19 protein-coding genes are annotated in these 25,084 nt (G+C 34.7%); 10 read left to right on the top strand and 9 right to left on the bottom strand.

Features of this window, described 5'->3' with window-relative positions; all coding sequences use genetic code 11:
• The first annotated feature begins 12 nt into the window (after nucleotides 1-12).
• Nucleotides 13-2,058: a winged helix-turn-helix domain-containing protein gene (locus ACT5E3_RS19540; RefSeq protein ID WP_444995237.1), complete on the top strand. Its 2,046-nt coding sequence runs from the start codon at nucleotides 13-15 to the stop codon at nucleotides 2,056-2,058.
• A 36-nt stretch (nucleotides 2,059-2,094) separates the two neighbouring features.
• On the opposite strand, the gene ACT5E3_RS19535 is transcribed toward ACT5E3_RS19540, so the two are convergent.
• From ACT5E3_RS19535 to ACT5E3_RS19525, 3 genes are all read right to left on the bottom strand, one after another.
• Complete coding sequence (locus ACT5E3_RS19535; RefSeq protein WP_444995236.1) at nucleotides 2,095-4,410, bottom strand: DUF5916 domain-containing protein; 2,316 nt, start codon at nucleotides 4,408-4,410, stop codon at nucleotides 2,095-2,097.
• A 216-nt stretch (nucleotides 4,411-4,626) separates the two neighbouring features.
• Nucleotides 4,627-7,029 carry a M14 family zinc carboxypeptidase gene (locus tag ACT5E3_RS19530; RefSeq protein WP_444995235.1) on the bottom strand — a complete coding sequence of 801 codons (2,403 nt, stop codon included), beginning with the start codon at nucleotides 7,027-7,029 and terminating at the stop codon, nucleotides 4,627-4,629.
• Between the two features lie 225 nt (nucleotides 7,030-7,254).
• Nucleotides 7,255-7,566 (bottom strand): metalloregulator ArsR/SmtB family transcription factor, encoded by a 312-nt coding sequence (locus ACT5E3_RS19525; RefSeq protein ID WP_444995234.1) that lies wholly within the window; start codon nucleotides 7,564-7,566, stop codon nucleotides 7,255-7,257.
• A 133-nt stretch (nucleotides 7,567-7,699) separates the two neighbouring features.
• Here ACT5E3_RS19525 and ACT5E3_RS19520 point away from each other — a divergent pair, with 133 nt between their 5' ends.
• Nucleotides 7,700-8,644 carry a hypothetical protein gene (locus ACT5E3_RS19520; RefSeq protein ID WP_444995233.1) on the top strand — a complete coding sequence of 315 codons (945 nt, stop codon included), beginning with the start codon at nucleotides 7,700-7,702 and terminating at the stop codon, nucleotides 8,642-8,644.
• The gene (locus tag ACT5E3_RS19515) at nucleotides 8,634-9,548 is read left to right on the top strand and encodes an acyl-CoA desaturase (RefSeq protein ID WP_444995232.1); all 915 of its coding nucleotides are present in this window, start codon (nucleotides 8,634-8,636) and stop codon (nucleotides 9,546-9,548) included. Before ACT5E3_RS19520 ends, ACT5E3_RS19515 begins: the two co-directional genes overlap by 11 nt.
• Before the next feature lie 254 nt (nucleotides 9,549-9,802).
• Here the strand turns inward: ACT5E3_RS19515 and ACT5E3_RS19510 are convergent, their stop codons facing one another.
• Both ACT5E3_RS19510 and ACT5E3_RS19505 read right to left on the bottom strand, forming a co-directional pair.
• The gene (locus ACT5E3_RS19510; RefSeq protein ID WP_444995231.1) at nucleotides 9,803-11,371 is read right to left on the bottom strand and encodes a methyl-accepting chemotaxis protein; all 1,569 of its coding nucleotides are present in this window, start codon (nucleotides 11,369-11,371) and stop codon (nucleotides 9,803-9,805) included.
• Nucleotides 11,372-11,681: 310 nt separating this feature from the next.
• Nucleotides 11,682-13,058: a S8 family peptidase gene (locus tag ACT5E3_RS19505; RefSeq protein ID WP_444995230.1), complete on the bottom strand. Its 1,377-nt coding sequence runs from the start codon at nucleotides 13,056-13,058 to the stop codon at nucleotides 11,682-11,684.
• A 282-nt stretch (nucleotides 13,059-13,340) separates the two neighbouring features.
• Here ACT5E3_RS19505 and ACT5E3_RS19500 point away from each other — a divergent pair, with 282 nt between their 5' ends.
• From ACT5E3_RS19500 to ACT5E3_RS19470, 7 genes are all read left to right on the top strand, one after another.
• Nucleotides 13,341-14,207: a hypothetical protein gene (locus ACT5E3_RS19500; RefSeq protein ID WP_444995229.1), complete on the top strand. Its 867-nt coding sequence runs from the start codon at nucleotides 13,341-13,343 to the stop codon at nucleotides 14,205-14,207.
• Nucleotides 14,208-14,232: 25 nt separating this feature from the next.
• Nucleotides 14,233-15,657, top strand: coding sequence for a S8 family serine peptidase (locus ACT5E3_RS19495; protein WP_444995228.1), 1,425 nt, complete (start codon nucleotides 14,233-14,235; stop codon nucleotides 15,655-15,657).
• A gap of 335 nt (nucleotides 15,658-15,992) precedes the next feature.
• The gene (gene cysS / locus ACT5E3_RS19490; protein ID WP_444995227.1) at nucleotides 15,993-17,393 is read left to right on the top strand and encodes a cysteine--tRNA ligase; all 1,401 of its coding nucleotides are present in this window, start codon (nucleotides 15,993-15,995) and stop codon (nucleotides 17,391-17,393) included.
• 167 nt (nucleotides 17,394-17,560) lie between these two features.
• Nucleotides 17,561-18,064 (top strand): hypothetical protein, encoded by a 504-nt coding sequence (locus tag ACT5E3_RS19485; RefSeq protein WP_444995226.1) that lies wholly within the window; start codon nucleotides 17,561-17,563, stop codon nucleotides 18,062-18,064.
• A 12-nt stretch (nucleotides 18,065-18,076) separates the two neighbouring features.
• On the top strand, nucleotides 18,077-18,418 hold the full coding sequence (locus ACT5E3_RS19480; RefSeq protein ID WP_444995225.1) for a hypothetical protein: 342 nt from the start codon (nucleotides 18,077-18,079) through the stop codon (nucleotides 18,416-18,418).
• 115 nt (nucleotides 18,419-18,533) lie between these two features.
• The gene (locus ACT5E3_RS19475) at nucleotides 18,534-19,211 is read left to right on the top strand and encodes an SH3 domain-containing protein (RefSeq protein WP_444995224.1); all 678 of its coding nucleotides are present in this window, start codon (nucleotides 18,534-18,536) and stop codon (nucleotides 19,209-19,211) included.
• A gap of 92 nt (nucleotides 19,212-19,303) precedes the next feature.
• On the top strand, nucleotides 19,304-21,307 hold the full coding sequence (locus ACT5E3_RS19470; protein ID WP_444995223.1) for a methyl-accepting chemotaxis protein: 2,004 nt from the start codon (nucleotides 19,304-19,306) through the stop codon (nucleotides 21,305-21,307).
• Nucleotides 21,308-21,310: 3 nt separating this feature from the next.
• Here the strand turns inward: ACT5E3_RS19470 and ACT5E3_RS19465 are convergent, their stop codons facing one another.
• The 4 genes from ACT5E3_RS19465 to coaD all read right to left on the bottom strand — a co-directional run bounded on the left by ACT5E3_RS19465 (nucleotide 21,311) and on the right by coaD (nucleotide 24,982).
• The gene (locus ACT5E3_RS19465; RefSeq protein WP_444995222.1) at nucleotides 21,311-22,075 is read right to left on the bottom strand and encodes an alpha/beta hydrolase; all 765 of its coding nucleotides are present in this window, start codon (nucleotides 22,073-22,075) and stop codon (nucleotides 21,311-21,313) included.
• A gap of 29 nt (nucleotides 22,076-22,104) precedes the next feature.
• On the bottom strand, nucleotides 22,105-22,893 hold the full coding sequence (locus ACT5E3_RS19460) for a PhzF family phenazine biosynthesis protein (RefSeq protein ID WP_444995221.1): 789 nt from the start codon (nucleotides 22,891-22,893) through the stop codon (nucleotides 22,105-22,107).
• Between the two features lie 245 nt (nucleotides 22,894-23,138).
• Nucleotides 23,139-23,771: an HD domain-containing protein gene (locus ACT5E3_RS19455; RefSeq protein ID WP_444995220.1), complete on the bottom strand. Its 633-nt coding sequence runs from the start codon at nucleotides 23,769-23,771 to the stop codon at nucleotides 23,139-23,141.
• Nucleotides 23,765-24,982, bottom strand: a complete 1,218-nt coding sequence (gene coaD / locus ACT5E3_RS19450; RefSeq protein ID WP_444995219.1) for a pantetheine-phosphate adenylyltransferase — start codon at nucleotides 24,980-24,982, stop codon at nucleotides 23,765-23,767. The genes ACT5E3_RS19455 and coaD overlap by 7 nt, the downstream gene beginning before the upstream one ends.
• Nucleotides 24,983-25,084: the final 102 nt, after the last annotated feature.

Here is a 25,084-nt window from a genome sequence, read left to right as displayed (position 1 = left end):
AGTAGTTTGACCATGGAACCCTATGTATTAAACCAATGGCTCATTAACCCAAAGTTATGTGAGCTAGTTGATGAAAGTGAAAAGCTTAAACTTCAGCTAGAGCCTCAACTAATGGCTTTACTTTGTTTTTTGGTTGAAAATAAAGATAAGGTAGTTTCTCGCGATGAGTTAGCATCTGCTGTTTGGGCTAATGTGGCGATTGAAGATAATACCATTAGTAAAGCTATTACGCGTTTAAGAAAAGTATTAAAAGATAGTGCTCGACAACCAACCTTTATTAAAACGATTCCGAAAAGAGGTTATCTATTAGTTGCTAATGTGTCACTAGCCATCGACTCATTAACTGACCAGAAAAATAGTGAAATTTCAAAAGGCCGAAACTTTTATCCTTATATTTTTTATATTATTAGTGCCTTAGTTATTATTGGAGTTGTCGTTGATTACCTGACTAAAACTGAATCAAGTAAAGACAAGGCTTATGATTCAATGCCTATAACGAGTATGACTGGACAAGAGTACCATGCCAGTTTTTCTTCTAATACCAAAGATCTGGTTTTTATTGCTTTTCACAAAGATTTACCTTGGTTATTTTTAAAAAAACAGAGCGATACGTTGCCTAAACCGATGCTTGAGTTAAATGATAGTCAAGCGGTGCTTCAGTGGTCTCCTGTCAATAATTCTATTTTGTATGCCGAGCAAACCAATGACTTGTGTCAGGTGATATTGATTGAAGACGTTATGGCGAGCCCACTTAATAGACGCCTGGTTTTTGAATGTAAACAGGAAAAGAAATTAAATCCTGCTTGGGATATTGATGGAAAAGGTTTTTACTATATTAACACTAACAATGATTCGGATATCGCAAAAGCATATTACTATGATTTAGATAAACAGGAGAAAAAATTAGTTCAACAACCTGAATTTAACTCGGACATTTCTTACGTCAGTATTTCAAAAAACGGAAAATATATCGGGTTCTTACAAAATAATCATACTAATTCATCAAATGTTGTCATTTTAGAGAAAAACTCTCAAGAGAGAGTGGCTAATATTAACCTAGACTATTTGATTTCAGATTTTGATTGGAATAACGAGAGTACTGCAATTGTTCATGTAAGCGAACATCCTTCTCACCGTATCATAGAGCATTTTTTTGATGGCGAAACAAGAAGTATAGCTACTTCACAAATGGGATATTTACAAGATGTAAAAGCCATTGGAAACAGTCAAAACTTTGTTGTAACTAGCCGATATATTGATAGAGATTTAATTTTAATTGCCGATCGTCAATCAAGAAAAAAAATTGATTCTGCCTATCCTGATTATAATGGTATCTACTCCAATCAAGGAGATGTTTTAGCTTTTGCTTCAAAACGGAGTGGAAGGGCACAAATCTGGTTGGCAAAAAAAGATGGCCAGGTAGAGCAGCTAAGTGATTTCAAACAGGCTTTTTATATTTATGATATATCATGGTCAAAAAATGATAAGCTTTTGCTAGTCAGGACGAGTGATTTAGTGATTATTTTTGACATTGAAAATCAACAAGTACAGAATCTTAATATCAAACAAGATGAGCCAAAATCTTTCAGTTGGCTTGATAATTATCATATTATTTATGTGGCTCACTCAACAAAAGAAACTGCTGAAGCCAATACTAGTTTGTATTCAATGAACATCTCCAATGGGCAATCTCAACAGCTTAGAGAGCATGTTAATAATGCTTATTATGATTTAGTGGAAAAGCAGTGGTATTTTTCTTTAAAAGATGGAAATGAAATATACAAAACTAGCGATATTAATATTCAGGGTGAAGTTATTTATCAAGCTAAACCTGAAACACGATTAGTTGATTGGAAATATAGGTATGCTACTTTGGGGGTTGTGGAAAAAAAACTTGATAAACCGCTAGAAGAGCTATTTTTACTTAACGATAATAAGCAAAGTTCAATTATTAAACGCAGAAGAATCGGTTATTTTGATATTGTATCTGCCAATCAAGTTTTGTTAACTCAAATAACGAGTAATGAATCAAATATAGTTAAGCTTATTGCTCAATAAGCTTAATCTGGATTGTTGAGTAGAGGATAGATTCATTTAGAGAAAAGTATATTTAAATTTTGCTAATACATAGTTCTCATCTGGGTTGTTAAAGGATTGATTAAGTAGCTTATTGAATGAATAGGGCGTGTCTCTTTCAGATAAAAAACCATTTCTAGCGTATATGACGTAGAGTTTTAAATTTGAGTTTATTTGGTTTTTATATCTGACTTGCAAGGCAAATTGAGCACGATTAAAATTTTTTGGTGTTATATTTTTATTTTGATAATTTTGATAGGTATCAATGTTATAACTATTTAATCCCTTTGCTTTTAAAGCGTACCATTGTGCAATTACGGTTAAATCTGACGTCGTAGATAAATTAGCAATAAATTGAGAGTTGATTTTTTGAAAGTATCTTGCATATTGTCTTAATTCGCCAGAATAATGTCCAATCAGCCAGTCTTTGCTATCGATATAGTTATAGGTTAGATCAAAGCGAACACTATCAGAAAAATAAGTTTTTGTATTAATACTGGCTTTTGATGCCCACTGGGAAAGTCCTTCCTGATAATATTGGAAATCTGTCGTATAAGAAGTGTTCGATTGGGTTGGTGAGCTATAACCTATAATTGCTGTTTTTTGTTCAGGTAGAAATGCACTTCCATTGCCATTGCTAATTAGATCATTAATACCGTCAGTTTGGTAGTTTAAATGAGCGAAGTATCGGTGCTGACTTTTTAATCTAAGACTAAAGTAGTTTTTAAAAAGCTTTGATAAGTTTTCTTTTTGAGTATTTTGTGAATATTCAAATGAGCCTTTGTAAAAACTATCTCTAAGTAAACTATCTGCGGCAAAGTTGTATTGACTAATTTGAGAGGTGAAGCGAGCGCGTAAAAGGTTATTACGCTCAATATACCCCATATCATTGATATCTAGTTGATCATCAAAGTAACTCACTTCAATTTTGTTTTCCCAGTTTCTTTGTGGGCTATAGGTTACATCCACCGTAGCTCCGTAACCTTGAATGTTACTAGCAATATTATTGGGCGAACTAAACTGGCGTTCACTTGCTAATAAGTTAGCAAATATTTTAGTCTTATTGCTTGGGGAGTAGTTAAGATCAAAATTGGTTGTATAGGCTTTTGTTTTGTGAGTTGGGTTATTCACAAAGTTAATGAGTTGTCCTATGTTTAAATTATCATTGCTATGTAACCAACGAGTACTAACAAAGGTTTTTCCTTGACTCTCTTTTAAATCTTTTTCTTGAGCCAGGAATAAACCAAGGTCAACATGCTCAAATGACTTGATATATTTTATCGCGCCAGCAATATCATATAAACTATCATCTGCCCCATCAGACGTTCCCCCAATTCGGCGTGTATTTAATAGTCGTAAATTATCTGGACCTCGTACATCAAATAAGCTCTGATTTTCGGTAAAAAATGAGCGTTTATCGGTTCGTAAAGTTTCCACATTCGTAAAGTTAACGATTAATTCATCTGACTCTACCTGACCAAAATCCGGGTTAATGGTTGCAATCAATTGGTCCGAAGGGGTTGGTTTCCAAGTCAAGTCAATGCCAACATCATTGTTTGTTGTTTCTTTTTCAAAATCTTTACTGCTTGCTAAGTAAGTTGACATTGTATAGGAGGTGTTATTGTTAAAATCAACGGTTATTGGTTGAAACTCATAAGTGAAGTTAGCATTTGAGCGTTTTGTATCTGGGTATGAGTAAGCCTCGCTTTTGGCAATATTGTAGCGCTGAAAGTTAACAGAAATTTGTCGTGTGTTTGAATTGGTGTTCTGAGCTTTATAGGTTGCAATAGACCAAGGAATAAAGTATTCACTGTACCAATAGTTATCATCTTCTGAAACAGCTGCACGCCAGGGGCCATCCCAATCTCGATTACTTTGATTGCCTCTGGTATAAGTCCCGTCCATAGTTCCTCCACCTAAAGTAGCCACAAACTCAAAAGCGGTATTACCATCACTATTAAAGTCGATAAAGACCATATTAAAATCAGCTAGTGTGTATTGGTCATGTCCGCTGTATTTATGTGAACGTGTTTGGGGGGCTTGTTGGTTAATAAATCCAATATAGATACCATCAGAGGTGGTAAATAGTCTAGTTTGGGTTGATTGAACAGGTGGCTTACCTGTGTTCGGCCAAATTTGTACAAAGCTATCAAAGCTTTGGGCACTATGCCATTCTGGTTCGGTTAGTTTGCCGTCTATTTCAATGGCGAGTGCATACTTTGACAAAAAGAAAGTTGCTATAAAAATGACCTGAATAATGATTTTTATTTGAATTTTTGCTATCAACTTGACTGTAATAAACTGATTTAAAGTAGATAAAGTTACCTGTGTCATAAAGCCTCACACATAAAAAATAAACTGACGATTTCATATCGCAAATGTTGCTTTACTATGTATGAAGGCCTAAATATTTAGGTGACGAAAAGGTGACTAAAATTGGAAAAAAGGTGAACTTATTGTTTTTTAAAAAGTTTTTAAGGTGACTGTGTTTGTGAAGGCTGACAACTATTTGCCAGCCCCAAATTGATATATTGTTGTAGAGTAAAGTTACTATTGAGTAAATGTCAGCTTCACACGATCAATATAGCCAACATCCCGGTTAGCTCTATCCCTAACTTTGAGCTGCCAATTGCCTTTCGATTCGACAGTACCGAAATCAGTTACGTAAGTTTTGTTTATATTATTGCTACTACCGCCACTACGGTTGTGAAGATTTTTAATGGTGCCATCTGGAGCAACTAAGTCGACGATTAAGTCACCGATATAGGTATGCACAATATCCACTTCAACTGTGACCGAACCTGAAGCGCCCGAGCGGGTTACATTAATGCTGCTGCTAACGCCTGTTGAGTTATTATCGGGTATGTCCACATTGTTGGTGTTTTCAAAACTATCTCCATTATTAGCTGTTGTATAAGTGCCCGTTAATGAAGTATTACTATAAGCACTATATCCTCTTAACATAACATGGTAGACACCTGCTTTAATGTTGTTGATGGTGCAAGTTTCTTCATTTCCATTTTTATAGGGGCGGCACTCCCAATTGGATTGAGTAGGTTTTTCGGCGTAACGCACATATAAATCAGCATCGCCTGTTCCACCACTAAGCACAAATTTGAGTGTGGTTGCTTCTGCAGGAACTTGTAAAGTATAAAATTCTTCAGTACCTTTTTCTCCACTTAGATTAGCTTTAGTCACACCATTTTCAAGTTCATTATCATTGGGTGGGATCGCATCGGTGATATTAATAAACATGGCTGATATTGCTCCCCATGTATTATTACTATCTTTGGCTCGAACATATACTGTGTGCCGCCCTTCACTGAGACCTGCGGCACTAATTGTTCCTGATACGGCTTCGGTTTTGCTATTAAAGCTACCATCAGTGGCAGCAAGAGAAATAGCATTTGCGCCACTTTTCCAAGGAGGAGTATCGATATAGTACTCAGCAGCATTAATATTTTGCGTTGTTTCTGTTCCATTGGCATTGCTAAAGCGGATATCTGTTGCTGACGCTGAAATGGGGGCATTTCCACCGATTGGTATGGTGGTGCTATTTGAATCTCCGTTAATGGTTAAGTTGTTAATATCGGGGCCTGCGGGCGTTATGTAAGGCGTGCGAGCTACTTTAGCAGCATAAATGAGAGCCGATAAATTGTCTGGTAAAATTGTGTTTTCATAAGTGGAGCAATCTTGAAAGAAGCGTGTCCCTAATTCGAATGTGAAGGCTGCGACACCAAGTTCTCCATAGCTCACATTGTCACTTGTGCCATCTGTTGCGTAGAGGCCGATCGATTGCTGCGGGTGGTAGTTATTAAAATAGGCGAATTTTCTGCCGAGTGTTTGCATTGCTTTACCGTTAGGGGCAACAGTATTGGTGACACCCCACGGCCATAAAACTAATTCGCCATAACTGTGTATGTCGATATGAATACCACTAGTATCAGAGGGGGCCGCATCGGTTAGGTTTGGGCCTCGCTTATCAGCGAAAATTGAGCGCACATAACCTTCTAAAGCTTTTATTTCCGGTTCTGAGCCCGCTGATGGGCCACGATAAGTTGATGCACATACATTGCCACTAGAGCCGCTTCCATTGGTATAGTTCCATAAATAAGAGAAGTTTCTGTTTAGATCGGCACCACGGCTGTTTGAAGTTGCCCCGCAGTAATTTTGGTTTGTATTTTTGCGCCAAGACAATCCCGTTTCAGCTTGTTTTCGGCCATCGGGGTTGGTTTGCAGCATTAAATGAATTTCATGATGATCAAGTAGCCATGTTGCGTCAGCATTGCTACCATACCCATTAACGAGTGATTGTGCGAAAGCAAGAGACAGAGGAGCTGTCGCGTATTCTCTCGCGTGAATTGCGCTATTTATGAACAATACTGGTTTTTCGTCAGATGTATTTGAGTTAGTTAACTTGAGTACTTGAATATCATAACCGCCCTGATTTTGAGTTTTTTCCCAAGAGTCACCAACATCAATTAGTTCAGCTAAGCTAGGATGATTAGTGGTAATATTTCGTGCTGCGCTTAATGACTCTTCAACGGTTTCATAGCAAGCGTAGTTAGGAATACCTGCTAAGGTGTTGTTGGTGTTACTTGTCAAACGGTGTTGTGTATTTTGCAAGCGTAGGTTTCTTGCTTCAATGTAGTCTGTGGCTGGTTTTATTTGATAACCAAATTTTTTAAGCTCAATTTTTTCTTGTTCAGTCAGCTCTATAATTAAATAGCCTTGCGCTATTTCTGAGGCATGAATTTGCGCATGGTAGGTAATTAATGTTTTACGAGCTATAGTTTCATTAGGAAAGTAAGCACGGTAAATATTGGTAACATTTTTTTCTTGTTCTAATGCATTAAGTGAGTTGGTGAGTTGTTGTGTGTCTGCATAAACTGTGGTGTACAGGTTGGCTAAAGCCAAACACATAGCAGCCTTTATTCTTGTATTTATTTTCATTAGTTATTCTCCGCTAGTTTTATATTGATGACTAGCTCTTTAAATTAATAAAAAGTTAATCGCCAAATCAGAGCTTAACGTTTGTTTTTTTGTTTTGCTGTTTATTCAAAAAAAAAGACGCGTTTCATTTATAAAAAATCTCAATTAATAAAAATTATTATTGAGTTTAGTCGCTATATAAGGCTTTTTAATGCTGATAAATATATTTAACAAGTAAAGAGTATTTTACTTTTTTTTACGAGCTTCAACTTTTGAGCTTTCTATTTTTAGTGGCCTTCCTTCTGGACAAAAGTTGACTAAAAAATCATTCATCGATGCAAATAAATTCTTCTTAACTAACCGATAATGTATATATTGACCTTGCTTTTCGCTTTCTATTAAACCTGCGTTCAATAGTAAGTTGAGGTGTTTAGAAAGGGCGGGCTTACTGATATCAAACCGTTCTGCAATTTCACCGGCAGTAAGGCTGGTTTTTGATAAGTAAGCCAAAATTTTTCGGCGAACAGAAGAAGATAAAGCTTGAAATACGGTATCCATAGTGTTATATATTTAACTAATTAGTTAATTACCTAATTTTTTAATAGGAAATGATGGTAACTCATTTATGTGTTAAAACGCAATAACTGATAAATGCTTATATTAATCAAAAATAAAAACGAAGAGAAAAATCATGGACTTAAATCATACCCTTGTTACAAGACGCAAGATACAGCGAATAGTGATTTTAATTATCATTTTAGTTACTTCTCTTATTATACGATTACTTATGCATTATCAATTCGATAAATCAGCATTACTTTATGTTGGTATTCCTATGACTATTGCTGCAACTTTACTGTGGGTTGCTCCTCATGCACCGAAAAAAGATTGGAAAAGAGGTTATTTAAGGCTTGTTATTTGGTCTTTAGTTATTATGTTGGGGAGTTCTGCAATTTTATTTGAAGGTTTCCTTTGTATTGTGATGTTTATGCCAATTTATTTTGGTGTGATTTTGATTGTGTTTATTTTTCACTATTTGGCAATACGTTATAAAAATCGTAAAAGTAGTCAATTGTTTAGCCATGTTCTTCCTCTATTATTGTTTATTAGTGCATTTGAAGGTGTTACGCCTGAGTTTAGTGGAAATAGAGATAGCCAAGTTACAGTATCAAAAATTATTAATGGAAATATTGATGCAATAAAAATGAAGCTTATCCAACCAATGGATCTGCAAAAAGATAGAGAATGGTTTCTAGCTTTATTCCCTATGCCTTATCAAGTTGATGCTGGTTCGTTAAATGAAGGTGATATTCATAAAATTTACTATACCTATCATCGATGGTTTATTACCAACACTCATTCTGGCAGTGCAAGTCTAAAAATTGAAAAAGTAAAGAAAAATGAAATTAAAACTCAGTTTATTAACGATACAAGTTATCTTTCAAATTATTTAAAGCTGAGAGGTACAAAGTTACAATTTATACCTGTTAATGAGCAACAAACTCGTGTGACACTAACTATTTATTATGAACGGTTGTTAGATCCTGCTTGGTATTTTGAACCTTTGCAAGAATACGGAGTAACTAAAGGGGCAGAGTTTTTGTTAGCTGAAGTGGTGACTCCAGATGCAAAATAAAAAAAGAAGCGACAGTTATTCTAACCTTAGAATTAAAGATGACTTTGACTGTAATGCTTATATAGGTAAAGTGAAGTGGTCGCCTGCTAAATCTATATGGATAACAACTATGTTTAGTATTGCTGTTATTGGCAGTATTTTGACATTTTCCATAGAAGCGGTGTTGGTATTGTTGATATCTACCGCCATCACTTTATGTTTTGGGCATTCGTTAGGTATGCACCGCCGATTGATTCATCAAAGCTATCAGTGCCCTAAGTGGCTAGAATATGTGTTTGTTCATCTAGGTGTTTTAGTTGGTCTTGCTGGACCTAGAGGAATGATGTTGACACATGATATGAGAGATTGGGCGCAACGGCAAACTCAGTGTCATGATTATTTTGGGCATCAGCAATCGATGTTGATAGATGGTTTTTGGCAGTTACACTGTGATATTGAGTTGGAGTCTCCGCCAATTTTTATACCTGAAAATAGTTTTTCAGAAGATAAAGTTTATTATTGGATGGAAAAAATCGGTATGTGGCAACAGTTACCCTGGGCTATTTTATTATTTTTTATTGGCGGCGTGTCTTGGGTCATATGGGGAATTTGTGTAAGAGTTGTTGTGTCTGTTATTGGCCATTGGTTAATCGGTTATTTTGCTCATAATAAAGGACATAAAAGTTGGTATGTAGAAGGTGCGAGTATACAGGGATATAATATAAAATTTGCTTCATTAATTACAATGGGAGAAAGCTGGCATAATAACCATCATGCGTTTCCTGGTTCTGCCCGGTTGGGGATCGAAAAAGGGCAATATGATCCTGGTTGGTGGGTATTAAAAACTTTAGAGAAAATGCAGTTAGTTTGGGATATACGTCTACCTGAAGATCTTCCTGTTCGCAATGAACTTGTGAAATACTAAATATGACCAATAAAATAATTTAAAATAAATTTTCTATATCTCGTATTAATTCAAAGTTCAATAAGATTGAATTAAAAAAAGAATAAAAAATATTAAAGGAGCTTGAGAGTATTAGTTGAGTAAAAGTCAATAACATATAGTAAGCTCGAAGCTCAAATGATAGCAATACAATAAATCTTAGCACTACTTCTTAATAGGCTCTATTTCAATTGAGGGGAGGGGAGATGCATATAAATCTTTTAATCAGGAATGTGTCAGTTGACTTTAAACTGTTGAATAAGGTTACTTAACTCTACAGACATTTGAGAAACAGACTGGGAGGTTATATAAGCTTTTTTACTGGTTTCAGAATTCTCAGCAGCCTTGCAACTGATACTTGTAATATTTTCTGAAATATTTTCTGAAACCGAAATTTGTTCATCTGCTGCAGTTGCAATTTGACTACTCATTAAATTGATTTCTGAAATAGCCGAAGCGATTGAAGTGAAAGAATCTCCAGCTTTATTCGCTTGTACAACCACTTCACTTGCTTGTTCTTGGCTTTGGTTAATTGTTTGAACTGCTTTTTGTGAACCCGCATGTAGCTTTTCAATAATATGGCTAATCTCTGTGGTTGAATCTTGGGTTCGTGCTGCTAACGTCCTTACTTCATCTGCAACAACAGCAAAACCTCGACCTGACTCTCCGGCTCTTGCTGCTTCAATAGCTGCGTTTAATGCAAGGAGGTTCGTTTGTTCTGAAATACCAATAATAACTTCTAATACTGTATTTATACTATTTGTATCATTGGAGAGTGCAGAAATTACTTCATTGGCATCATTAATTTGTTCTGCTAACTGGGATACATTAGAGACTGATTGATTAATTATTTCTGAGCCAGAGTCTGAATCATTTTTTGCTTTTTCAATAACTTTAGAGGTGTTGTTAATATTAAGCGCTACTTCTTGAACTGTCGCTGTCATTTGTTGGATTGCTGTGGCGATTTGTTCTGTTTCTGTATGTTGCTTATCGCAATTGAGTTGGGTCTGGTTAATGGAGCTCGACAGCTCATCTGATGCTGAAGACAGTGTTGATGAGCTTTTATTGATATTGAACAATATCTCTCGTAATTGGTCTCTCATTTTTAAGGTAGCACTTTGAAGCTGACCAATTTCGTCATTACCTTCTATAACTAACTCTCTTGTTAAATCACCATTAGCAACTGCGTTTAATTCTGATACTATGTGCTTTATTCGTTTACCAATTCTATGCCCAATATAAATACTTGCTCCTAAACCAATAGCAATTGATAATACCATTAAAATGCCAGCTAACCCTTCGGCATTTTTTTCATGAACTTCTGCTAAGTTAATTGTTTCATTGGTTAAGTTTGATATGTTGTTTTGGGTTTTGTTGAGAAAATCTTCTAGTTTATTTCCTTCACTTTCTATTGCAAATATAGCACTTTCTAAGTGACTGTTTTCACCATTACTGATTTTTATAAAAAGTGCGTCTGTTTGTTGTTTGAAATTTAAATGAAGCTCTTTCAGTTTTAAAAAACTATTTTGGATGCTTAATACTAATTGTTTGTTTTTGGGTTCGCTGGTTGTGTTGTTGATTATACTTGTTGTTTTAATTCCACTTTCTATCTCATTATCAATTTTTCTATTTAGTTCAGAAAAGTTGTTTTTTTCTATTTGGAAATTTTGCTTTTGATTGTTGTTTTCGACCGCTGTTAATATTCGCATTGCTTTTTCAAAGTAATACATCTGTTGTGTTTGATATTGATGAATTTGTTTTACATTTTCTGAAAGAGGAATGTTTGTGTTGGCGATCGATCTCATTTCTTCTCCTATCTTTGATATTGAAAAAATTGAGTTCAATGATGCAAATATCATGAGGGTAATAAGTAATAATGAAATAGCCGCAACTTCAAATTTTAGTGATATATTATTTAATAGTTGATTCAACGTTACACCTATACTAATATTTTTCTAAAAACTTATATAATGCTAAGCCATTATATTTCTTTAAAAGTCTAGAGCTGCTTAGTAGTAATCATTATTGTAAAATAGCTTATATTATTGAAATAGCAATTTTCATTTGTTTTTGAGATATGTCTTTGCTGTGGAAAAGCAACGGTAATACTCGTTGTTACTTCAACAGGGGAGTCGAGTTTTGAGCGTGATAAGTGGTTTTCAAGTCATTAATGGCTTTAGTTAAGTTTAGACTGCCTACGGTGTTATACCCTGCTGAATATTTTAAGGGGATTTTATCGGTATTATTTAGCAATGATTTTACTAGTAACTCATTCTTTAGTTTGGGAAAGGTAAGCTTTAGATTCGCAAGTGCTGCCCCCACATAAGCGACAGCATAAGAAGTACCTTCTGCTACTTGGTAACTGTTATAAGAAAAAGGTGTTGCAACGAGTAGATCTTTTCCTGGTGCCATTATGTTCACAATATTGGTTTTAGGTGAACATATAGTCTTTCCAAAGCTAGATGAACGAAGCGGCTTTTTCTCACTGTTATGTGCTCCAACTGAGATAATAGGGACATTGTTTGCCAACGGAGAAAGATTTATTGGTGAGTAGTCTGCTGTTTTTTCAAGACCATAGTTTCCTGCTGCAAAAACGGGTATTGTATTAGCAAGCCATAGAGCTTTTAATGGATACTCCCACTCTCTCTTACATCCTGGTGATGAAGCAAGCCAAGCATTGATCAATATATCAACCTGAGTTTGAAGAAAAATCCAATTCATGCAGTCAAGAATATATATAAAGTTATATTGTCCTAATGGTAACCCATTGCATGAAAGGTAGTGGGCATTGGGTAGCAAGCCTTTTAGTTTACTGCTTTTTTTTGGGGAGGCCGCCAATAAACTAAATATTCCTGTGCCGTGACCTAAGCCACTATCGGTTAGGCTAAAATTATTATCTTTGGGGTTATATTGAATTGGCTTTGTTGAGCTGAGTAATTCATGCTGAGTACTGATGCCAGAGTCGATTAGTGCGATGTTGATTTGAGGCTTTTCAGATGAAGAAGCTTCAGTGCTAGGGGCTTTGTTTTCCTCTATTTGATGGTCATTACTTGAATAAATAAAAATAGAATTGTTTATGGCTATTTTTTTTATTGTGTTTGATTTTATATTATTGTCTTGCACATACTTTTGAGAAGACTGCTCATTTAATTGACTGAATGCTTGTTGGAGTAAAGTTCTTTGTTGTTGGGGCTTTAATTTATATTGTTGTGAGATTTTTTTTAGCTGGTTTAAATTTATCACTAGTGGAAATTCATGGTAAGTGATAGGTTTTGAATTTGATTGCTTAATAATATGTTTATAGGTGTGTTTTCTATTTTGTGTAATTGATTGTTTGGGAAGGCATTGGTTGAGCAAATCTAGACAAAGCGTGTTTGCATGTGGTTTCGGTTTGTTTATATTGGTTACGGTAAAACAATAATTAGAATGCAAATAAAAAATGCTGCCAGTAATAATAACAAAAAGAGATTTTCTTGAAAAAATGTTATTCATGATGAATGTTTTTATTATACATTTGAGATTTTTAGCTGGTATTTGTTTTAATTTAACATGAATTTGTGTTTGAGAAAATGCTAATTTAATATAACCAAATATTATTGTGGATCCCTGTTGGCTGCTGTGATAAATTTTTACTGAGTTTCTTTTATGTATTTTCAAAACGTGGTTTTGTTGAAGAAACTTTTTTGAAAAAAACATTTTTAATTTTTCATTAAAAATAATGGGATAATCTACTTAATTCTAGAGTAGATGAGGTACTTCAATAGGAGATTGATAATGTCAAGTACTCAAATTAAATCAAACAAAATAAAACTTTTAGCTTCTGCGTCGGTAATTTTTTTATCGAGTTGTGCTTATTCGGATTATCCGGGGCATCCTGGTCATAAAACTGCCAATGAAGCTTATGTACCATCTTTTGGTACCGTTATTTCAGGGTTCGGTGATAGTTATGATGGCACTTATGTTTATTCCGTAAAATATAATAATAGAGGGTGGCAAAAAGAGGATTTTAAATTTAATGTGAAAATTTCTAGTTACAGAAATATTGTAAATGACTCTAACCCGCATAGACCTAACATATTTCCAGATGCAGATGGTTTTAATAAAGCAACTGGTTTTGCTGGTGGGACTTTTTATCGTTATTGGACTGCTTATGACCAAGATCCTGAAAATACCGGCGGCAGTGCAAACTTTGATACCAGTCACCCATTAGATGCTGATGGAGATTGGATTGCTCCTGCTCTTGTAGTGGCTCAAAAAGTTCCTGTTCAAGAAGTGGATAGTGTTGACTGGGATCTACAATCATCGATTAAAAATGCTTCTCAGTTAATGAAATCTTTAATTAGTAATGGCGGTTCTTTGAAAAATTTAAATTTGTCTGTTAACGCCATAGGATTTAATGACCATAAAGTTTCTGTTGAACCATTTGCTTTAGGTTTTGATATTAGTGGACTAGGCCTTAATCAAATTACGATTAAGAATCAACCTGCAACCAAAAGTGTCATGCAAGCCATACTCAATAATACAAATAACTTGGAGAAAGTTGATTTAACGCTTCACTTTTCAAATGGAATGGAGTTTGCGTTGCCCAATAACATTTCTGTAATGTTTAATCATTCTGTTATTTCAAAGCTTGCAAAATAAGAAGCTTATTCAAGGAGAATTAAAAATGAGTATACAAGCAAAAAAAAATTTATTAGCAAGCGTTGTTATTACTGCATTATCAACGATTAGTGCATCTGCCTATTCAGCTGATACTTATAAAGTGATCGTTAAACTTAAGAATGAATCTGCGCCTTTTGTAATTGATTCTAAACAGGAAAATGCTTTAACCAGTCAAAATATTAGAAAGACCCATCAACTCCAGGCAGCTCAAAGAAAAATGGCTGTTAAATCATTTGTTCAGACTAATCAGATTAATGCTAAACATATTTATAATCATGTTTATCATGGGTTTGCAGCTGAAGTTACCGAGAAACAAATGGATTTATTAAAACAAAACCCCAATGTTGAGGGGGTTTATAAGGATATTAATTATTATATTTCTGCAAAAGAAAAGCCGCAAAAAACAACTAAGAAAAAAAGAATATTAATCGACTGGCCACAAGTTATACCTCAAGGCCCGGTTGATTCTGGTTCTATCAATTCAAGTTATACTGGTAAATCACAACATGTTTATGTTTTAGATACCGGAATTGATACTCGCCAAAATGATATTAAAGACAATTTAGGTTTGTCGTATGCTCCTCAGTTTTGTCATTGGCCTTCAGATAAAAAGTTATGCCCGATGCCTTTTTCTGATGACCACGGACATGGCACTCATGTCGCAGGTACAATAGCGGCAAGTAATAATCAGATCAACGCTGTAGGAGTTGCACCAGAAGCGACTATACATGCGGTTAAGGTATGCTCCAATGCGGGTTCTTGTCCTGCTTCTGCTATTCTTGCGGGTTTAAACTGGTCAGTATTTGATATGTTGGGTAGAGGTGAGCCGGCGGTAGCAAACTTAAGTTTGGGCGGTTCAGGGAGTGATCCAGGTACATGTACAGCCGATGGATATGAAGGCACCAATTTTGTTGCAGAGTCTTACTGTAATGCTACGCACCAAGGCATGGTAATTGTTGTGGCTGCTGGAAATGATGCTGAAAATGCTGCGGAACATACTCCTGCCAGTTTTGATTCAACCATAACGGTTAGCTCTTATAAAAGCTATGATACTGATACTGGCGAGGTCGTTTACAGCTGGTTTACCAATTATGGAACAGGTGCGAATGATTGGAGTGCTAGAGAATCTGGAGTTGTTACTATTGCTGCGCCAGGTAGTAGTGTGGTTTCGCTTAATCGTACCCATGCAACAAGAAGTATGAGTGGCACATCAATGGCAACGCCATCTGTTGCTGGAGCTGCGGCATTGATTATGGAAAAGTTTCCGCAAGAGATGGACTACACTGCAATGTTAAATGTGCGCCAAATGCTTGTTGATAACGCAACAGTAGCAACAGCCTATACAACTGAGCCTGATGATGATGGAGTAGTCGTTGATTTCCCTCATGCAGAAGGTCTTTTAAATGTTCGTTTTTTAGAAGAGCAATAATCGTTGTTTAAACTTATCGGTGTGTAATGGTACTGTGCTCTGGCAGTATCATTATTGATAAGTTCGAGAATTGTTAATAAAAGGAACTATTGTATTCGGTGTTTATTGTGTTAAACTCGATAGGAATATTACTGAACAAACTACAAAAATCAAGCAAACTACAAAACATAATAAAATGAATTTTATTAAGCGAATCGATATAAATAAAACTTGTTGCTGTCTATTTCGACGGCTTGGTTTTGTTTTTTAACGCTTAAAACTTTTTAACAAAGGGCCGTAGACTAAAATCTACGGCCCTTTTTTTATGCTTAATTATTGAATAAAGGTTTTTAATTATGTCGAATCATTACCCTTTGCACTTATTTGATAGCTATCGGAGAGATATCGTAAAATTTGAATCTATTGAACCAGAAAAAGTGGGGTTATATGCTTGTGGGCCAACGGTTTATGATTTTGCGCATATCGGTAATTTAAGGACCTATTTGTTGGTTGATTTATTACGTCGGACATTAGAGTTCAATGGGTATCAAGTGAATCATGTGATGAATATAACGGATGTGGGGCACTTGGTTTCTGATGCTGATAGCGGCGAAGATAAAATGGAAAAAGGTTCTAGAAAAAGAAAACAATCGGCTTGGGATATTGCTCTTTACTTTGAAGAATGCTTTTTTAAAGACTTAAATTTGCTCAATATAAAGACACCTGGCATTGTTTGCCGAGCAACTGATCATATTGATGAACAAATTGAGTTTGTTAAGGCATTAGAAGAAAAAGGTTTTACTTACGAGACATCTGACGGTGTTTATTTTGATACTGCAAAGTTGGATGATTATGGGCACCTTGCCAGACTAGATATTCAAGGGCTACAGGCTGGCGCACGAGTCGAATTTAAAGAAAAGCGTAATATTACTGATTTTGCACTATGGAAGTTTTGCGGCGATGAACCTCGTCAGATGAAATGGCAAAGTCCTTGGGGGGAAGGTTTTCCAGGATGGCATATAGAATGTTCTGCAATGGCTGAACGATATTTAGGAACCATGTTTGATATCCATCTTGGCGGGGAAGATCATATTGCTGTTCACCACTCTAATGAAATTGCGCAATCGCAAGCTCGTTATAAAACACATATGGCTAATTTTTGGATGCATGGATATTTTTTGCAAATTGATAAACAAAAAGTGGCAAAATCAGGAAAATCGATTTTGTTATCTGATTTAGTCGAGAAGAAGTTTGATCCTTTAGCTTATCGCTATTTAGCGTTGACCAGTCATTACCGTAGTCGTTTGAATTTTACCTGGCAATCATTAGAAGGCGCGAGCCGTGCATTATCACGTCTTAGACGTGTGATGCTGACTTATCCTGACGGTGGTAAAGTTGATGAAAGCTATTCAAGACAATTTGTTGCTAAGTTGAACCACGACTTAAATACGCCTGAGGCGTTGGCAGTTTTATGGAAATTAGTACAAAGTCAAGTTTCTGCGGCAGACAAAAAAGCGACTATACTTTATTTTAACCAATTATTAGGTTTAAACCTGCATAATATAAAGGCAGATGAAGTAATCATCCCAGATGACGTTATTCGTCTTGCTGAGCAGCGAATATTAGTTAGGAAAAACCAAGATTGGCAAGCTTCTGATAGACTTCGGGATGTCATTTTAGAGCAAGGATATGCAGTAGAAGATTTAAAGCCGGGATATCGCATTACACCAGTTAAAATGGATCAAGATAATGAATAGGTTGATTTTGTTTTGGTTAAATATTAACCTGTTTAAAGTAGGCTTGAGTAGTGTGTTGTCTATCGACTGGTTATCTCAATACGGGTTTTAAGTTAAACTGAGATAACTAAAAATATGGAATAGGATTTATGTTAATCTTATTAGCGTTATTACTTTAAGGAGAAAAAATGAAACGACTCAGGCAGCTCTATACCCAAGTCTTTATATTATTGGTTGTGTTTATGTTGAATGCTTGCGCTGTTCAACTAGCACCAGCTTATGATAAAGCTTTGTTTGATGGAATTACACAAACAAACATTAAAATTATGGCATTGTTTGCTTCTGTTTCTAAAGGGACAAAAGCCGATGACTTTTCTCAAAGAGAAAAAATGTACAATGATATTATTGGAAATGTGGATGCGTTAGCATTGCAATCAAAAGCACGCCCAGTACCGCAAAATAAAGTCACAGAAAAAGTTAATCAATATTTACAGTCAAGAGGTGTTGGCAAATTGGCTGACGGAGTTGCACCCAGCGCCAATGCACTAGAAATGGTTTCAAATAATTTAGTCAAAATGCGAGATACAGATCAGGCAAAAGGGTTAGGGAAAGATTTAGTTCCTGTCTTTAAAAATGCTGTCATTATATCAATGGATCAAGCTTTAACTTATGAAGCTTTTCTAGAAAGATAAAGGAGAATTATTATGACAATTGATGTAAACCAACTTATTCAAGATATTAAACAAGCTGCCTCAGGAGTGATTAACCAAGATATTACAGTATTGCAAGGTTTTTCAGAAAGACAAGTAAAGGCATTGGCTAAACAATCAGAACTGATAGCAAAAGGGATTATTACGGGCGATATTGACGAAGATCTAAGAGAGTTTTTTTTAAACTCGTTAGAGGAAATGGCACGTAATTTTGCAAAAACATTACAAGGTTTAGTTGTTGTAACAATAGAAAAAGTATGGAATGCAGTTGTGAGTGTTTTATGGGGAGCAATTAATACAGCAACCGGTCTGACATTAAAGGTTCCTGGTAGTTGAGGCATCTTTTGATGAAATAACTAATTGATTTAAAGTTAATGTTTTTATTGAGTTGATAGTCGCAGTTAATGAAGGAATAAATTATTTTGAAATAAATCTTTTTGAGGATTTGAGTATGGCTCACGTAACTCCAAGTGGTGGATTAAATTTAAGACAAAAAGCCAAACCGGGCAAAGTCATCAAAGTGTTACGTAAAGGAACCAGTGTCGAAATACTAGAAGAGCATACTTGGTTAAAAGTGAAAACCCGAACTGGCGAAATTGGGTATGTGAGTGCTGATTTTATTGATACTGATATAGCGAGCAATGAGGATGTAGTGTTTAATGTAAGCTTCCAGCAAAGCGAGAAATGTCAGATAGAAGTTTATGCCAATAGCCACTTTATTGGTAAGACAATTTATGCGGATACTGATTTTTTCCCCTGTCTTGATCGTCTTAATTCATTTGCTAAGCAATGTAATATTCAAATTTATGTCACTTCTTCTTCTCGTGAACCCGATAAAACAGTTCAAGGTAATATTGTAAAACCTGCGTCTCGTTCTAACCACCTTATTGGCCATGCAATTGATATGAATATTCAGGCTAACTCGGGTTTTTTTAACTCTAAAATGCTAAAAAAATCAAAGTTAGATACTTTGCCTACGGAAGTTAGACAATTTATCCAAATGATTCGTGATGATAAAAAACTGCGTTGGGGAGGTGATTTTCGTTCAGAAGATCCAGTTCATATTGATGATAGCTTTAATTTAAGAGAACCTGAGTTATGGGATAAAAAGCTTCTATCAAGGAAATAGTCTGAGTTTTAGCATAATTGGTGCATTTTACTATACTCAATCTACCATCCGTTAATTAATGATATATAGTGGTAGACAATAAGATGCTAACAATGATTTTGAAGCCGGGACTTGAGTTATTCAACCGTATTTCTTTGGTTAAAAAATTTGTTATCATTTTTGTTCTATACCTTGTACCTGTTGGTTACATTGCCCATTATACGGTAACAAAACATTTTACTTCTATTGAGGTTATTCAACTCGAAAAGAAAAGCTTAAAACAGATAGCTTTGGTCAAGCAGTTATTAACTCATATTGTACATTTAAGAGGAATAATCCATTTAAGTGAAAAAGGGAATATGAGTCTACAGCAGAAACAAATGTCTAGTACGATTGAACAACAATTTGGTACGCTGTTAAAAACGCTAGATTCGAGTGATTTAAAACAAAGTCAGCAAACCAATATTAGACGTTTGCAAGAGGTTTGGAAACGTATAAAAGTAAATTTAGGTATGAGCGATGTTGCGTTTAAAGAATTGTCTATTTTAGCGAAAGATATTAATCAAACGATGAACATGCTTCAAGAGCAAAGTCCTTTGATGGTTGATAGCCAAAGCTATAGTGCATTTTTGATTCGAGCTTATGTCAACGATACTCCAGTATTAATCGATGTTGCGGGGCAGCTTCAAAGCATAGGAAGTGGTGTAATTGCAAGTGAGGGTTTTAATCAAGATACATTTATCGATTTGTCGAATAGTTTTGAAAAATTAAAAATTAATCAAAAAAAATTAACTCATACTATAGATGGTGCTTTAGATGGTAGAGTCGATAGTGGTGAAATTTCTCCGTTATTTGATTCTCTCAATGATAATATCAATGAATTGCTAAAAATAACTAATGATAAATTATTGGTGCCTGATAATATTGAAGTTAGTGCAGAAGAGTTTCTTACTGTAGGAAAAAGAGTTGTAGCAAAGTCAGATACGTTATTAGATTTAATTTATAATGAGCTTATCCGAGTTTTTACTGAAAGAGAACAAGAAATTAATGTAGATGTTTTTATTAATATTACTTCATCGTTATTACTTGTTATTGGTGCGATATATCTTTTTGCTTGCTTTTATAAAAATATCCAAGAGTCGATTTCCCAAATTAGACAATCAGTAAATTTGGTTGCAGATGGTGATTTGACCGTTAATGTTGATATAAACTCCAAAGATGAAATGAGTATTATTGCATTGCATATTAATAAAATGATAAAAAATACAAATGCGCTTGTTTTTAAAGTGATTAATGCAACCAATGAGCTTGTGACTACAGCGAAAAATAATAATGAATCAGCATCGAAAACAAATGACACTATTACTCAACAAAACTTAGAAATTGAACAAGTGGCAACGGCAACTGATCAAATGCTTTCAACAGTACAAGCAGTTGCAAGTTCTGCATCAGAAACCGCTAGTTCTACAGCTAGTGCGGATAAAGATTCAAAGGCTGGTTATGATATTGTTCAGGCAACTATTCACTCTATTAGTGAGTTGGCAGTTGAGTTGAGTTCGGCTTCTGAATCAATTAATGAGTTACAATCAAATGTAGAAGGGATTGGTTCTGTATTAGATGTTATTCAAGGAATAGCCGATCAAACCAACTTGCTTGCATTAAATGCTGCTATAGAAGCGGCAAGAGCTGGAGATAGTGGTAGAGGTTTTGCTGTTGTTGCTGATGAAGTGAGAACCTTGGCAAGTAAAACCCAAGAGTCGACTGAAGAAATTCGTGTAATGATTGCTAATCTACAGTCATCAGCTTCACTATCAGTAAAAGCAATGACTAGTGGCAATGAAAAAAGTAAATCGACTGTTGAAAATGCAAAGCTAGCAGGTGATGCATTACAAAAAATATCAGCATCTGTTAGTAATATTAGTAATATGGGAGAGCAGATCGCTTTAGCTGCATCTGAGCAAAAGTCAGTTGCAGAACAAATTAATGTCAGTATTTTAAATGTAAAAAATCTCTCCGAAACAACCGGGGAAGCTGCACAAGATTCAGCCAAAAATAGTCAATCGATTGATGATATTGCAGCGAATCTAAAAGAACTCGTTGCTCGATTTAAAATATAATTTTTATTTTTCTAAAAAATCTATAAGCAATTTGTAATAATCTTTTTTGATTGATAAATTGTTGTGTCCGCTACCCATAATGGTTTTTGTTGTAATTTGTGAACTTGGAAAAGCGTCTATTAGTTTTTTAGAGCGATCTTTGGATATGACTTTGTCATGTTCTGCTAATATAATTAAAGTAGTCGCTGTTATTTTTTTAACTCGACTAATAGAATCGAAATGATCTTTTAACAAGATATTTGTCGGAAAAATAGGATATCGTTCTTGCGCTACTTGTTGAATACTATCATAAGGGGTAACAAGTACCATTTTGCTGATTTTTCTAGTAGAGGCTAGAAATACTGCCACGCCACTTCCTAAACTTCGACCCATAACAGAAACTGTTGAGTGTTTTGGTTTAATATTATCAAAAATTAGCTGAGCATCGGCAAAAAGCGCTTTTTCACTAGGATTACCTGTACTGCCAGCATAACCTCTATAGTTGACTAAATAAACGGTATGAGATGGAAATATCTTAGAAAATTGATCCGCATTATTAACGACTGATTCAGCATTTCCTCCAAAATAAAGTATAGATTTTTCATTGTTGGGGTTTAAAACGATTACTTCAATAGTCGCTTCTTGATGATAAAACTTCTCAATATTGAAGTTGTGCTGGTATTTTGAACTGGGAAAATAAAGCAAACTTCTTTGAAATAGAAATAATAAAGCAGCCACTAATAAATAAATGATGGTTAGTATTACGCTCAAAATTTTAAGTTTTTTCAAGTGATTACTCTATGGTGATTTAATAAAAATTATATATTGATCCAGCCGTCTAAATATTCAACAGCAGTACCTGATATTAGTATTCTATTTTGAAGTATTTGACACTTGACTAAACCACCACGCTTAGAGGCTTGATAGGCTAGCAGCTCAGTTTTATTTAATCTATCTGCCCAAAATGGTGCTAATCCGGCATGAATTGAGCCAGTGACTGGATCTTCATCTCCGCCATTCGCCGGCCAGAAATAACGTGATACAAAGTCGTACTTCTGAGAAGAAGCAGTGACAACAACATCATAGGGGAAAAGTGCTTTAAGCTGCTCAGAATTTTGCTTAACTTCTAGTACATCATTTTCTGAATTATAAATGACAAAATAAGCCTGTTCATTTTGCCAGACTTCAAGTGGTTTAATCGATAAACCTTGGATAAGTTGATTGGGATAATGCAGTAGCTTTTGAGGCGCTCTATTAGGAAAACTCATTTGAATATTCTTATTCTCTTTATGAATAATTAAATTACCAACACTATTGGTTTCAAAAATAATTTCGTTAATATCAGAGGTTTGATTAAAAATAACAAAGGCAGTGGCCAATGTCGCATGACCGCAAAATGCTATTTCTGTTATAGGAGAAAACCATCTTATTTTAAATGTGTTCTCTTTTGTTTTTTTAGCAAATGCAGTTTCTGATAAATTATTTTCACTAGCTATTGATTGCATCTGTTCTTCTGTTAACCAATCTTCTAGAAGTATAACTGCTGCTGGGTTTCCTTTAAAGACAGAGTCGGTAAATGCATCGATGATGTTAATTTTTAATTTCATTTGTACAGTGGTTATTTAGTTATTTTAAGTTAGATTATCATTGTTCTTAAGTGGTCACAAATATTAATTAAAGGATGTTTCGGTTTTGTTGTCGACTCTTTATAATTAATGATAATGCCTTGAGATATCGTTGATTGCGTTATTATGCATGTTAAATAATTAAGAACAAGCGATTAGTATACACAAATAATGATGACTAAGAAAAACTAATAGCATGAGTAAATAGCCATTTGTTTTTGATTTTTCTAAATGTTTTTTAATTCAAGTTTAATATTTCCCCTAGCATTATCTTCATATTTGTCTCTAAAATATTGAGTTAAAAAAATATTTTCTCTTTCTAATGTTTTATTCAAAAATCTTTTTCTTGCTGGATAAAATATTAAGTCTGGTATATGTTGGTGCTCTATTCTAATGGCTTTGATATATTTTTGGTAGTTATCTTTATTAGCTCCTAATATTGACATGTCAGTGTCAAGAAACAGGAGGAGTGCTTGATCATTACTATTGCTGTGATGTGCTTTGGTCGCTAATATCATATGAATAGTCTGGTTAATTTCATTCTGTGGAATATTTAATGTGCACATTATCTTTTTAGCTAACGCGGCACTTTTTTCTTCATTATGGCTAGAGCCGGGTTGATAAATTATGTCATGAAACCAGGTTGACCATTGCATGATACAATTATTGACAGGGCATTTTTCTAATGCTTTAAACATTTGTTCAAGATGATTTAAGTTATGATATTTTCGGTGAGATTCTGTGTAGTAATTAAAAATAGTATGTATTATTGTTGAGTTTAATGAACTGTTTTCAATATTTGATTGTGAATATTGATTGATTAAATTAATAAAGCGCTGGTTTAATTTTTGGGTTAACATTGTTTGATATCCCCTTGTTCTTGTATGTTAAAAAGTTGTTTGGCATTCGACTCATTAATAATGCTTTTTAATAACTCAATTATTTGCTTTTTAGTTTCTAAAGCTAAAGTGTTTTTTATCCAAAGCTTGCCATGCTGTGCTGCTGTAATAGATTTTTCTATTGATATTTTTTTTTGAGTAAACGAATATTGTGATGTTTGCCGATTTGTTATTTCTTCACTGGAGTAACCACGTTTTTTTAATCGTTTAAGTTGAATGTTTGAGGGTACGTCAATTAGTATTAATTGATTATTACAAATAGATAATAGTTCCGCTTCGGCTAAAAGTGCACCATTAATTAAAATGAGACCTTTTTTCCCGTAGATTTTCTTTCGAATTAGAACCTTTACGGGGTTGAGCAAGATAGTGTTTAACTGATTTAGATAATTTGAATTGAAAAATATTTTTTTTGCGAGTTTTTTGCGACATATAACGCCATCGATGCATATATCTTCACCAAACTTATCAATTACCGCTTGTGATGTTTTTTGGTGAAGTGGTGAATGATTAGCCTGAAGCAATTCGTGACCAATAGAATCTAAATCAATATGATGGATTGGAATATTAATATCATTTGCTGTTTCAACTAATTGTTCACATAAGGTTGATTTGCCTGATGCAATTTCACCTGTTATACCAACTATCAACTGTTTAGATATTTTGGCCTCTAGAGCTGATTTAACCACTAAAGGCACATATTTTTCAAGTGTACCATGCTCTATTTGAATTGCTTTGACGGCACTTGAACTAACGTGAGCTAGTGTTGGGTCGGCGAATAAAATGTGTGTGTCTATTCCTGCTTGTTGACTGACTCCAACTTGGTGATGAGTTTGTTCATAATCAAAATCGGTAGCATTGCGTATACCTTTAACAATGATGTTAGCGCCTTGTTCACAAGCAAAATCAACGACCATGCCTCGAAAAGATACTACTCTAACATTTGGTAAATGTTGTAGTGCTTTTTTGGCTAAAGACAACCGTTCTTCTAAGGAAAATAAATAAGATTTTAGCGGATTGCGTCCTATACCGACAATAACTTGTTGAAAGCTATCACTAATTCTTGTCACTAAATTGATATGCCCATTGGTAATAGGATCCGCGGAAAAGGCGTAGACCGCTTTTGATTGTTGTGAATATGTGTTGCTGCTTATTTGAGACTGGTTTAATTCCATTATAGTACCTCTTTTTAATTTGGTTGATTAACCAATTAAAGTTTAGGTTATCTGTGATAATTGTTTTTGTCAAGTTATTTGGTTATTTAACCAAATAAAGGT

It is taken from the genome of Aliikangiella litoralis, from assembly GCF_052495765.1.
This window is presented reverse-complemented; position numbering and strand designations above follow the sequence as displayed.

Coding starts and splice junctions, on each gene's coding strand:
- ACT5E3_RS19500 (WP_444995229.1), top strand. CDS start 13,341: ATGTCAAGTACTCAAATTAAATCAAACAAAATAAAACTTTTAGCTTCT.
- ACT5E3_RS19525 (WP_444995234.1), bottom strand. CDS start 7,566: ATGGATACCGTATTTCAAGCTTTATCTTCTTCTGTTCGCCGAAAAATT.
- ACT5E3_RS19495 (WP_444995228.1), top strand. CDS start 14,233: ATGAGTATACAAGCAAAAAAAAATTTATTAGCAAGCGTTGTTATTACT.
- ACT5E3_RS19510 (WP_444995231.1), bottom strand. CDS start 11,371: ATGAGATCGATCGCCAACACAAACATTCCTCTTTCAGAAAATGTAAAA.
- coaD (WP_444995219.1), bottom strand. CDS start 24,982: ATGGAATTAAACCAGTCTCAAATAAGCAGCAACACATATTCACAACAA.
- ACT5E3_RS19455 (WP_444995220.1), bottom strand. CDS start 23,771: ATGTTAACCCAAAAATTAAACCAGCGCTTTATTAATTTAATCAATCAA.
- ACT5E3_RS19480 (WP_444995225.1), top strand. CDS start 18,077: ATGACAATTGATGTAAACCAACTTATTCAAGATATTAAACAAGCTGCC.
- ACT5E3_RS19475 (WP_444995224.1), top strand. CDS start 18,534: ATGGCTCACGTAACTCCAAGTGGTGGATTAAATTTAAGACAAAAAGCC.
- ACT5E3_RS19485 (WP_444995226.1), top strand. CDS start 17,561: ATGAAACGACTCAGGCAGCTCTATACCCAAGTCTTTATATTATTGGTT.
- ACT5E3_RS19515 (WP_444995232.1), top strand. CDS start 8,634: ATGCAAAATAAAAAAAGAAGCGACAGTTATTCTAACCTTAGAATTAAA.
- ACT5E3_RS19530 (WP_444995235.1), bottom strand. CDS start 7,029: ATGAAAATAAATACAAGAATAAAGGCTGCTATGTGTTTGGCTTTAGCC.
- cysS (WP_444995227.1), top strand. CDS start 15,993: ATGTCGAATCATTACCCTTTGCACTTATTTGATAGCTATCGGAGAGAT.
- ACT5E3_RS19520 (WP_444995233.1), top strand. CDS start 7,700: ATGGACTTAAATCATACCCTTGTTACAAGACGCAAGATACAGCGAATA.
- ACT5E3_RS19470 (WP_444995223.1), top strand. CDS start 19,304: ATGATTTTGAAGCCGGGACTTGAGTTATTCAACCGTATTTCTTTGGTT.
- ACT5E3_RS19540 (WP_444995237.1), top strand. CDS start 13: ATGGAACCCTATGTATTAAACCAATGGCTCATTAACCCAAAGTTATGT.
- ACT5E3_RS19535 (WP_444995236.1), bottom strand. CDS start 4,410: ATGACACAGGTAACTTTATCTACTTTAAATCAGTTTATTACAGTCAAG.
- ACT5E3_RS19505 (WP_444995230.1), bottom strand. CDS start 13,058: ATGAATAACATTTTTTCAAGAAAATCTCTTTTTGTTATTATTACTGGC.
- ACT5E3_RS19460 (WP_444995221.1), bottom strand. CDS start 22,893: ATGAAATTAAAAATTAACATCATCGATGCATTTACCGACTCTGTCTTT.